The following is a 9,947-nucleotide window of genomic DNA, read 5'->3' on the forward strand; positions in this document are numbered from 1 at the left end:
TCCTTTTCAGGCACCATAGGAGGAATACATGACACGATCACTCGAAGCTGGCGAAAAAGCTCCCGGATTTTCTATCGAAACCACGCTTGGGACGAAGCAACTCGCGTCGTATCGAGGCAAACATCTGGTTCTTTATTTTTATCCGAAGGATGACACGCCTGGTTGCACCAACGAAGCCAAAGACTTTTCTGAACTTGCGCCAGCTTTCGAAGCTGCCAATGCTGCGATTTTGGGGGTTTCACGGGATAGCCTGCCCCGTCACCAGAAATTTGTCCAAAAACATGGATTGCAAATTGAGCTTGGGTCAGACGAAAGCGGAAGCGTCTGCGAAGCGTACGGCGTCTGGGTCGAAAAGAACATGTACGGGCGCACCTATATGGGCGTCGCAAGATCAACCTTTTTGATCGACCCGGAAGGCATCGTGAAAAGAATCTGGCCAAAAGTCAGAGTGAAGGGGCACGCTCAGGATGTGCTCGATTCCTTAAAAGTCTGACAGGGGGCCGTTTATTACGCACAGTTCACCCAAAATTCCGTACTTTAACAGGGCATTTACCCAATTAGGCGAAAAATTGCATGAATTGTGTTCCGTAGGGCTTTCACCCAAGATCGAAATGGGTATTTATGTCCTCCACGGGTTTGGGAAACGTGCTGCAGTGGTTATTGCAGTATGGGGTGTGATTTCCAGTCGACGGGTGGCGTGAATGACGAAGTGGAGTGCAAACGTTAAAGCGGCGTTTGATCGAGCGTTCCCAGAACGCCAGATCTATCATCGCAGCGGTGGTACAGTTCGCTACATTTCGGTCTCGCCCTGGCAACAAGCCATCATTGCAGCAGGTGCCGCCGCCTTGGCAGGCTGGACGCTTTTTGTGACCGGCAGCTATGTGCTGGGTGGCCCAACGAGTACGATTGCCGGCAATCCTGACGATCGCGAACTTGCGAAATATGAGCGCTGGGTACAGGAACTTCGCGCAAAGGATGCCCTGTCACGCTCACTGCTTGAAGAGCGCACGGACGCCTTCCAAAAAGAGACGGCCGAGTGGGAAGACCGCCAGAAGGCGCTTGAGGAGCTTTTCGACAAGCTGAAGGGCGACGAAAATCTCGAAGTTTCTGCGCTCAAAGGCGATGGCACCGGTCTCCTCGTAAAGGCATCGATCGAAGAGGCCGACAATCGCCAATCGCGAAACTATCAGCCGATCACAGCATCGTTCGATACGAGCGGAACCCGCATAAGCCTGAAAAACCTCAAGTATGATCAGGAACGCGTTTTGGACGAGGCCGAGGACATGGCCATTGACCGCGCTGAACGCGCGCGCGGTGTCCTTCAGCTGACGTCCGTAGGCAGTGACCGGATCATGTCCGGCGCAGAGATGGGCGGCCCGCTCGTGTCGATCGCAACATTGACTGCCAGCACATCAAATCTGTCGACCGAAGATGCCTCGTTCTACAACCGCCTCACCCAGACACGCGCGCGGGTCGAAGAGATGCGATACTATGAACAAATCGTCGCCAACCTTCCTCTCGGCCGACCGGTTGGTGTGCCGTTTCGACAGACCAGCGACTATGGCATGCGCATCGATCCGTTCAGGAAGCGCCCAGGCTGGCACAATGGCCTTGATTTGGCCGCCTATCACGCCGCCCCCATTGTCGCCGCTGGGCCAGGAAAAGTGTCTTTCGCCGGTGCAAGCCCGGGATATGGCCGCCTGGTGGAAATAGACCACGGCCACGGTTTCAAGTCGCGCTATGGCCACCTGAGCGGGATTACGGTATCAAAGGGCGACATCGTCGAAATCGGTGACTTGGTCGGCAAGATGGGGACAACCGGCAGAAGTACGGGTGACCACCTTCATTATGAAGTCTGGTTCAACGGCAAACCTTATGATCCAGCGAAATTTTTGAAAGCAGGCCGTCATGTTCACTAAAAACAAAAATCAAGACAACAGCTCCCCTGAACCGGCCAAGACTGCGCCTGCTCAGGACGCCATTCGCGGAGCAGCCATGAAGCCCGCAGCGCGCGCCGCCTCCATCATCTGCGCCGATATGAAGATCAACGGCTCGGTGATATCCGAGGGTGCTCTGCAGATTGATGGTGTCGTTGACGGCGACGTCAGCGCGACCGACATCACTATCGGTGCGTCTGGTTTCATCACAGGCGAAGTGAAAGCGGAAGTCGTCAAGGTGAAGGGCAAGATTCGTGGCTCGATCCGGGCCCGCAAGGTTGAACTGGAATCAGGCGCTCACGTCAAAGGCGACATCGTACACGCTTCCCTTCAGATCCAGTCGAACGCCGTATTTGAAGGACAAGTTAAGCACGCCGACGATCCATTGAAGGACAGTGGTCCAAAAGGCGCAACGCCGGCGGCTGCGAATGAGTCCGCGTCGCCAATTGGGCAATCTGGTTCTGCATCGTTCGGGATATCGACTTCGGCCTCCTGAGCCTCACATAGCTCAAGTCCAATTTAGCTAAAAGCCGCCGACGGTTCCTCCGTCGGCGGCTTTTCTTTGGGGGCTGGTTTGTCCACCTCACAATGAAAAAAAGCCCCGAGCAAATCCTGCTCGGGGCTTTTTTAACAAACGGATTCTAAGGAAGAGAGTGTGCGCTCAAAGCGCAATCAGGTCCCCTGCCCCTTGCATTCTGGCGTCGCATTGTATTTTGCTTCTGCGGCCTCCAGGCGTTCTTTGATCGTTTTGCAGTTCTCTGGCAGGTTTTCTTCGCCCAGAACAGCGAGACGCTTACAGATCTTGGCTTCATTCTCAATGTTGAGCCAAGCTGACTGAACTTCAAAACATACCAACGCACGCTTTGTATTCTCTTCAGAGTTCATGAAGTCGATCCAGCTGCGTCCGGCACTATTGCCCGCGGTCTTGAATGACTCTCGCGCCCCTGCCCGATCACCGCGTTCATAGCGCGACTGACCAATCAAGACATAAGCGTTGCCACGATCCTTGATGCCACCCAGGCTGATCGCCTTGTTGAGTGCGTCTTCTGCTTCCTTCCATTTCTGAAGGTCAGCATATGAACGACCCAAGCGTTCATACATGGCGCCACCGCCGCCAGCATCAGCTGCCTGCTTGATAACCGGAATGGCCTTCTCATGCTCACGAGCGACCTGGTACAGGTTCGCAAGCAGCTCAAGCCGCTCCAGATTTCGGGTAATTCGCCCTGCATTCATTTCTTTTTCTAGAACGCGGGCAGCGTGATAAGGCGCATTGAAACGATTGTAGAAGTTCACAATCCGCATCAGCTCGTCTTGAGTCGTCAGAAGCCCGCCGAGATACATCGCCTTCTGAACTTCGAACGCTTTGCGTTCTTCATTGTCAGCAAAATAGTTACCCGCGATTGCATCCCAATATTTCCGCTCGGTGGGATTGCGCTCGACCAGCACTTCCAGCACCTCGGCCATTTTCGCTTTTTCGCCGGTCTGGTTGTAGAGGAACAACAACAGGTCATAGACTTCCTGCTTGAAGTTTGATCCATCGTCACGACGAACCTCTTCTGCCCAGCGTACGGCTTCCTTGAATTTGTCGGCGCGCTGGTTGAGAACGGCGAGCTGCCATTTCTGCGTGCGATCCGGCTTACCACCGGCCTGTTGCCACCTGGTCATGTACTCAAGTGCTTTGCCGAGATCTTCTTCCTGAAGATAGATCTGCGCAATATTATAGTATGTCTGAGCGGCGTCCGCTTCTGGAATGTAACCCTTATTGAGCGCCGTAAGCAGATCCTGCACCGCACCCCTACGGTCACCATTCTCAATTTTGATATAGGCTGACAGCTTGATCACTGCGCCTTCTTCGTAGCAGTTCAATGTCTGCGTGCGCAGCGAGTTCAACTTCGAAATCGCGGTTGCGAAGTCCTTCTTCACCATTGCGGCCTGTTCGGCCTCAAGGTAGGTCTGACCCGTTTTCGACGTGAACTCAGTCTCCGTGCAAGCCTGAGCCAATGCGGCACCTGCGCCCATCGTCGCCATCAGGCCCACGATCACGGCGCCCCTGAGAGTTGCTCTAATTCCCATGTTTCCTCTCCTCTCCGCGCAGCCCGCGGGGTTTGGCCCAATCAACCGGAATTGTCGGGCGGGATCAAGAACTTCTACGCGCTACTTCAAGCTTTTCCGCAGCGCATTTCTGCTCATCGTTAGGTGTAACGCTTACCAACTATGTATGGGTCGCTACGCCCGGTTTCGTCAATGCCAATCGGCACGTAAATCACTTTAGTACATGACACATCAGGCCAATGGTCGACCTGACACGCTCATTTCCATCCAACGTAATCTGCCAGCTCTTGGGACGGCTAATCCGCCACCAGACGAAGACCTGACATTATCCAAATCACACATCTCTCCGAAAATGCATTTTGTTATTTTATATCATTTTGTCGCCAGCTACTCAAGGTGCTCGCCGACTCACCGCGAGTTCAGCGCTGGTCCTGCATAGGCTTTCAAAAAAAGAGCGCCCCATCGATGGGGCGCTCTTTGTATTTGATCGAACGCCATCAAACTCCGGACTACTGAAGCTTGAATTCGAGCGGATAGACCACGTTCTTGCGCTCCGCAGCTTTGCCACGAATGATCTTCGGAGCAAACTCCACGCGTGAAACGGCACGCTCAGCTTCCCGCTTGAACATGTCGTTCGAACAGGTTGCCTGGACGTTGTATGGGCGTCCACGTGTGTCCACATCAAAGCGAACATCGCAGGTTCCTTCAATTCCACGCTCTGCGGCCCGCTGAGGGAACGAAGGCGTTGGTGGACGGATCGGCTGGGCATCCCGATCGGAAATAGCCACTGGATCGATTGCAAGTGACTGCATCCGGCCCAAGTTAAGTTCCGTCGGTGCGGCGCCTGCGATCCGTGGAGTCGGCAGATTGATCTGTGACTTGGTCGCCGACACCTTGGGCGGTGGCGGTGGCTTCGCTGCCGAGTCCAGACGCTTCGGTTTCGACCGCTGGCGTGTCCGTACTTCGCTGTCCTGCTGCTGGGGCGTTATCGACGCCAGCACCCGTTGCTCACCCTTGTCGACCCTGATCTCGGTGACGTTGATCAGCGAACTCATCAGGATGAACAGGGCATAGACGATCGGCACAGCAATCGCGAATGCCACTACCAGTCTGAGAAAAGGACTGTTGAACATGTCTTGGTCTCCTACTCTCTCTTGGCCGAAATATTGATCACCGTAGAGCCGTCGATCTTGTTGATCGTCTCCATGACATCGACCAGCACTTCGGCTTCGGAATCCACATCGGCCTGAACAACGACTTCGCCTTTCGGGTTGTCCTCACGCAATTGCTTGAACGTGAATCCAATCTCGGCGGGTTCGATCTTTTTCTTGTCGATGTAGATATCGCTATTCTCGTCGATCGCGATCAGTATCGCGAGCGGCTTGACCTGGGACTTGTTGTCGACCTCAGGCCGTACGATCGGAACCCCGGGCTCCTTGATGAACTGCGCCGTCACAATGAAGAAGATCAGAAGAATGAACACAACGTCCAGCATGGGCGTCAGGTTGACATCGTCTTCCGCTCCCCCCCCACCGGCGACGGATTGGCGTTTTCTGCGTGCCATGTTTGTCGCTCCTCTATTCTACGGCTGTAAGGACAAGGTTCACCCGGTCCGTATAGCCTGCATTGTACGCTGCATCGCGGATAAGCACGATCACGCCACTCTTCGACTTGGGGTGCGCCTGGATAACCACCGCGCTTTCAGGATTTTCCGCCCGGACCCGCTCGATGTTTGCCCGCACAGAACCAATGTCTGTTGCCCGACCGTTCACTGAGATGAGATTTGTCGCATCAATGAGAATCAGGATGGCTGGCACCTGCTCTTGCAGGTCCTGCTCCGGCGCCGGAGGCGGCGGAGGCTCAAGCCCCAGCGCCTCTTCTTGGGCAAATGTTGCCGTCACGATAAAGAAGATGAGCAGAATGAAAACCACGTCCAGCATAGGCGTGAGGTCGACATTGGCCTCGTCAGGATTTCTTACTTTGCGTCCGCGCATCAGCCGATCTCCATCTCGTCTTCGACCCACTGCACCGAGCGGTTCACACGACGATCCATGCCGGACGTGAACAGAATCCCAGAGAGAGAAGCGACCATGCCGGCCATCGTTGGAATTGTCGCCCGCGACACGCCGGCAGACATTGCCTTTGCATCTGCACCGTTGGTGATGGCCATGACGTCAAAAACCGCCACCATCCCCGTCACTGTGCCGAGCAGACCGAGCAGCGGCGCAAGCGCCACCATGGCCTTTGTCAACTGGACGTTCTGTTCGGCTTTCGCGCGAACTTCAGATACCAGCTTGTCTTTCACCCAATGGGCGAACGTCGATTTCCGATCGGAGCGCGAACGCCACTCCGCGATCGCTTCTGCGGCCACCTGCTTGTGAGCGAACCTGAAGTAGAACAGTCGTTCCAGGATCAATGCCCACATGAAGAATGTTGCTGCCATAATGACAATCAACACCGGACCGCCACGATCGAGGAAAGCTTGTAGATCTGCAAAACCCATAACGGGTTCCTCCTCCTCGAGTGAAACGAGGGTGATGGCTTACGCCACCACCCCATGAAGCGATTCCGCTTTCTCAGCGACCAGGCCTGCAGCCTGCTCGTCGAGGATCTGCTGGTTACCACGGGCCATCGAAGACGCGACAGCGTGGATCAGCAAGAGCGGAATGGCGGCCACGAGGCCGAACACCGTGGTCATCAGAGCAACCGAGATACCGCCAGCCATCAGTTTTGGATCACCAGCACCGTAGATCGTAATCGTGGTGAAGGTGATGATCATACCGATAACGGTACCGAGAAGGCCGAGCAGCGGAGCCACCGCAGCGAACACCTTGATGATGTCGTTGAAGCGTTCAATGCGCGGAGATTCACGGAGGATCTGTTCGTCGAGCTTGAGTTCAAGTGTCTCGATATCGGCATTACGATTGGTCTCGTATGCTTCAAACACGCGAGCCAGCGGGTTGCCTGTACCTGCCTGACGGGTCTTGGCTGTGCGACGCATCGCGCCGCCCATCGTGAACAAAGTGAAGATCTTGTAGAGACCGATCAGGATACCGACAGCCGCGAGAACCGCGATCACGGCACCAACCGGGCCACCTTGTTGCAGACGGTCACTGAATTTTGGCAGATCGCCGAGAATACCAAACAGGTTACCTTTCGACGGATCGACAGGCGCACGAACCAGTTGGTCAGGCCCTGCATTGATCAAAGACCCCATCGACGAGCTGAAAGCACCGCCTGGCTGTTGCCTGAATGCCTGCAGGAAAGTTTCGCCGCCCGACTGCTTCTTAACTTCTACGAACTTCTTTCCATTGGTCGTCGCCGCAGTGAACACACCGACACGCATCAGTTCTGCTTCGGCGTTGGACCCATCCGGGCCAATACCGTCAACAACTGCTGTGAATGTTCTCACTTCTGACTGGGCCAGCATTTCCTGGAGCATCGCTTTTGGCAGACGCTCAAGTTGAGTGCGATTGGGAAGCGTGCGTGCTTCTGCAATCTCGGCAATGCCCTCGACCCGGTCCGGATAGTCAAAATTCGCGAACGAGTTCGCAATTTCCGGCATCGTTTCGCCGGCAGCGGTCCGGAACTGACCAAGCAGCTCCTGGAAATCGCCAGCTTGCTCGGAGACCTGAGCCTCAAGTGCACCGAGTTCAGCTTAAATCGCATCAAATTCGGCGCCAAGTGCACGGCCACGCGCTTCGACGGCACCGAGCGCATTACGCGCTTGGGTCATCTTGGCTTCCTGGGCATTCTTGTCTTGCTGGAACTCACGAAGGCGAGCCTGATCAGCAGCCGACATTTCATTCGAGTCCTTGCGGATACTATCCAGAACCGACTTCAACGTCGCCTGTGCATCAGCCGGAGCCGCGAGTGTTACTGAGCTGAGACCGAGCAGCGTTGCCGCGCCCAGAGCCTTCAGCGAGGATTTAAACTTGAACATCTTCTATACCTCTATTTCCCTGGATCGCGTCGACTATTCGACCGAGAACTTCTGAACGGGAGCAAACAGGACATCCTGTTGTGCTTTGCCTTGAGCAACCCTGATCGCTTTTGCGATGTCAGGCGCGTATTTGCCGCTCAGCTTTTCCCACTCGCCGGTTGCCCGGTTGTAGCGCGAAGCCTTGCCATTTGGTGTCAGGTAGACGAGCGCCACGCGCCCGTAGAGGAACATGTCGACGGTCGTCGGCTTGCCGTCGATGTCGATCTCTTCCTGCCAGGTGCTGATCGTCCGCCCGTATTCCATCTCTGCCTGATAGGCATCCATGATGAGACGATATTGCTCTGCAGCCGTCACGTTGGGCTGCTGCATGATACCAACAAGCGCCTCGAGGCGTGCCTCACGCTCGGTTTGTTTGAATGGCAGGTCGGCCGCAACGAAGTTCTGGAGATCTTCGACCATGCTGAGGAGCATTGGAACGGTTTGCGCGGTGATGTCGTCAATCGACCCGAGCTGTTCGGTCAGAGACACGATCTCTTCACGCTGGCTCTTCACAACGAGTTCTTGTTGCTTCGAGTAGAGCTCGGCAGCATCGCGGCGCTGGAGCAGCGTGCGATATTCACGAACCATATCGGTGCGCTGATCATCAAGCTGGTTGATTTGGTCTTGGACTTGTTCAGCACGCCGTGTGGCCTGCTCGCCCGTGTTAAGCGCTTCGCGCAACTGAGCCTGGGCCGGTATGGCCAGTCCAGCAATCAGCGCAACGGCGATGACGCCGCGTGCTGGTGACAGAAGTTTCTTCATGAGGTTTGCCTCTCACTCTCCAAACGGTCGCGCATTGTTGCGCGGAAAATTCGACAATCAGGCATCCTGCTAGCGAAGATGTCCCGGTTTCAATGCCTGGCCTAAAACACACCGGCCGAGTTATTTGGAAGTCGCAAGGCGAAGTCGCCCGACACCTACCCATTTTGGAGCGCTGCTCGCTCTCTCGTTCTGACCCTTGCCATTCTGGCAACAAGTCCGCAACGCCCTTATTTGCGAAATCCGACGCTAACAACCCTGAACGACGGGATCAATAAGGCTTTACGATTCGTTTAGAAAATATCCGTGCCGCATTTGAACGCAACACTTGCAATACAGTAACGATGTCGATTGTTCTATCGCGTGCACCAAAAATGGTGGCTGGGGTGCCAGGATTCGAACCTGGGAATGCCGGTACCAAAAACCGGTGCCTTACCGCTTGGCGACACCCCAACGAGAAGCAGGCGAGATAGCCACTCTTACTGACTCTGGCAACACCCGATCACATTGTTTCAGTCGCAACGGCTCATCTAACATGTGACAACCTGCCCATTTCTATGCCGCATGCTCCCGGCCCTTTACATTTTTATCGATAATCGGCAAAGTTCAACTTCGACACTTTTGATCGCATCGCACGGAGTTTGCGTACTCATGAAAACCTTCTTTTTATCCATGGCAGGCGCGTTCACCGCGATGCTCGTCTTTATCCTGCTTATGGTCGCGTTCGTTTTCATGCTCATTGCGGGGGCAACGAGCTCCACGCCCCCACGTCCGGACAACGTTGTTCTCAGCCTCGACCTGAACATGGAATTCTCCGACCAGAGCGCTGTTGGGGGATTGGCGGCATTTTCTCAAACGCCCGGTTTTATAGACCTACTGACCAAAATGAAGGCAGCTGAGACCGACGATTCCGTTAAAGGCGTATATGTTCGAGGCGCAATGATCGGAGTGGGCAGCGCGCGCGCGGAAGAATTGCGTCAGGCGTTTCACAGTTTCCGCGACTCAGGAAAGTTCATCATCGCGCACACGCAAGGCACTTACGGAATGAGCGGGCCGTCCGCTCTGCGCTCGTTGACAGCGGCTGATGAAATTTGGATCCAGCCAGGAACAGATCTGTTTGCAACGGGGGTGACGTTCGAAACGGAATTCCTCAAAGGCCTGTTCGACAAGGTTGATGTTAAATCTGAAATCTATCCGTTCTACGAATACAAGAACGC

The 9,947-nt window shown here is 55.0% G+C and carries 11 protein-coding genes, 1 tRNA gene and 1 pseudogene; 4 read left to right on the forward strand and 9 right to left on the reverse strand.

Features of this window, described 5'->3' with window-relative positions; genetic code table 11:
* Positions 1 to 28 precede the first annotated feature (28 nt).
* The 3 genes from AADA04_RS04740 (at position 29) to AADA04_RS04750 (ending at position 2,433) form a co-directional block, all read left to right on the forward strand.
* A complete protein-coding gene (locus AADA04_RS04740; RefSeq protein ID WP_340692094.1) occupies positions 29 to 493 on the forward strand; it encodes a peroxiredoxin in 465 nt (154 codons plus the stop codon).
* A gap of 208 nt (positions 494 to 701) precedes the next feature.
* Positions 702 to 1,919 carry a M23 family metallopeptidase gene (locus AADA04_RS04745; RefSeq protein WP_340692095.1) on the forward strand — a complete coding sequence of 406 codons (1,218 nt, stop codon included), beginning with the start codon at positions 702 to 704 and terminating at the stop codon, positions 1,917 to 1,919.
* Positions 1,909 to 2,433 (forward strand): polymer-forming cytoskeletal protein, encoded by a 525-nt coding sequence (locus tag AADA04_RS04750; RefSeq protein ID WP_340692096.1) that lies wholly within the window; start codon positions 1,909 to 1,911, stop codon positions 2,431 to 2,433. The genes AADA04_RS04745 and AADA04_RS04750 overlap by 11 nt, the downstream gene beginning before the upstream one ends.
* 176 nt (positions 2,434 to 2,609) lie before the next feature.
* On the opposite strand, the gene AADA04_RS04755 is transcribed toward AADA04_RS04750, so the two are convergent.
* From AADA04_RS04755 to AADA04_RS04795, 9 genes are all read right to left on the reverse strand, one after another.
* A complete protein-coding gene (locus AADA04_RS04755) occupies positions 2,610 to 4,010 on the reverse strand; it encodes a hypothetical protein (protein WP_340692097.1) in 1,401 nt (466 codons plus the stop codon).
* Between the two features lie 488 nt (positions 4,011 to 4,498).
* Complete coding sequence (locus AADA04_RS04760; protein ID WP_340692098.1) at positions 4,499 to 5,122, reverse strand: energy transducer TonB; 624 nt, start codon at positions 5,120 to 5,122, stop codon at positions 4,499 to 4,501.
* Positions 5,123 to 5,133: 11 nt separating this feature from the next.
* Entirely contained in the window at positions 5,134 to 5,553 is a 420-nt protein-coding gene (locus AADA04_RS04765) for a biopolymer transporter ExbD (protein WP_340692099.1), read from the reverse strand.
* A 13-nt stretch (positions 5,554 to 5,566) separates the two neighbouring features.
* Complete coding sequence (locus AADA04_RS04770; protein ID WP_340692100.1) at positions 5,567 to 5,983, reverse strand: biopolymer transporter ExbD; 417 nt, start codon at positions 5,981 to 5,983, stop codon at positions 5,567 to 5,569.
* The gene (locus tag AADA04_RS04775) at positions 5,983 to 6,492 is read right to left on the reverse strand and encodes a MotA/TolQ/ExbB proton channel family protein (protein WP_340692101.1); all 510 of its coding nucleotides are present in this window, start codon (positions 6,490 to 6,492) and stop codon (positions 5,983 to 5,985) included. Before AADA04_RS04775 ends, AADA04_RS04770 begins: the two co-directional genes overlap by 1 nt.
* Before the next feature lie 39 nt (positions 6,493 to 6,531).
* Positions 6,532 to 7,554, reverse strand: a complete 1,023-nt coding sequence (locus AADA04_RS04780) for a MotA/TolQ/ExbB proton channel family protein (protein ID WP_340692102.1) — start codon at positions 7,552 to 7,554, stop codon at positions 6,532 to 6,534.
* Positions 7,555 to 7,647: 93 nt separating this feature from the next.
* Positions 7,648 to 7,932, reverse strand: coding sequence for a hypothetical protein (locus AADA04_RS04785; RefSeq protein WP_340692103.1), 285 nt, complete (start codon positions 7,930 to 7,932; stop codon positions 7,648 to 7,650).
* A 33-nt stretch (positions 7,933 to 7,965) separates the two neighbouring features.
* Positions 7,966 to 8,733: a DUF3450 domain-containing protein gene (locus AADA04_RS04790; protein WP_340692104.1), complete on the reverse strand. Its 768-nt coding sequence runs from the start codon at positions 8,731 to 8,733 to the stop codon at positions 7,966 to 7,968.
* A 375-nt stretch (positions 8,734 to 9,108) separates the two neighbouring features.
* Positions 9,109 to 9,183: transfer RNA gene (locus AADA04_RS04795), tRNA-Gln, on the reverse strand.
* Positions 9,184 to 9,381: 198 nt separating this feature from the next.
* On the opposite strand from AADA04_RS04795, the pseudogene AADA04_RS04800 reads away from it, so the two are divergent.
* Positions 9,382 to 9,947: pseudogene (locus AADA04_RS04800) on the forward strand (signal peptide peptidase SppA); the annotation flags it as partial.

The organism is Hyphomonas sp. (assembly GCF_037969335.1).
In the GTDB taxonomy this organism is placed as follows: domain Bacteria; phylum Pseudomonadota; class Alphaproteobacteria; order Caulobacterales; family Hyphomonadaceae; genus Hyphomonas.

Bases quoted from the DNA above. Each gene is read 5' to 3' on its own strand.
- AADA04_RS04760 (WP_340692098.1), bottom strand. From the start codon at position 5,122: ATGTTCAACAGTCCTTTTCTCAGACTGGTAGTGGCATTCGCGATTGCT.
- AADA04_RS04740 (WP_340692094.1), top strand. From the start codon at position 29: ATGACACGATCACTCGAAGCTGGCGAAAAAGCTCCCGGATTTTCTATC.
- AADA04_RS04770 (WP_340692100.1), bottom strand. From the start codon at position 5,983: ATGCGCGGACGCAAAGTAAGAAATCCTGACGAGGCCAATGTCGACCTC.
- AADA04_RS04785 (WP_340692103.1), bottom strand. From the start codon at position 7,932: ATGTTCAAGTTTAAATCCTCGCTGAAGGCTCTGGGCGCGGCAACGCTG.
- AADA04_RS04745 (WP_340692095.1), top strand. From the start codon at position 702: ATGACGAAGTGGAGTGCAAACGTTAAAGCGGCGTTTGATCGAGCGTTC.
- AADA04_RS04775 (WP_340692101.1), bottom strand. From the start codon at position 6,492: ATGGGTTTTGCAGATCTACAAGCTTTCCTCGATCGTGGCGGTCCGGTG.
- AADA04_RS04780 (WP_340692102.1), bottom strand. From the start codon at position 7,554: ATGCCGGAAATTGCGAACTCGTTCGCGAATTTTGACTATCCGGACCGG.
- AADA04_RS04750 (WP_340692096.1), top strand. From the start codon at position 1,909: ATGTTCACTAAAAACAAAAATCAAGACAACAGCTCCCCTGAACCGGCC.
- AADA04_RS04755 (WP_340692097.1), bottom strand. From the start codon at position 4,010: ATGGGAATTAGAGCAACTCTCAGGGGCGCCGTGATCGTGGGCCTGATG.
- AADA04_RS04790 (WP_340692104.1), bottom strand. From the start codon at position 8,733: ATGAAGAAACTTCTGTCACCAGCACGCGGCGTCATCGCCGTTGCGCTG.
- AADA04_RS04765 (WP_340692099.1), bottom strand. From the start codon at position 5,553: ATGGCACGCAGAAAACGCCAATCCGTCGCCGGTGGGGGGGGAGCGGAA.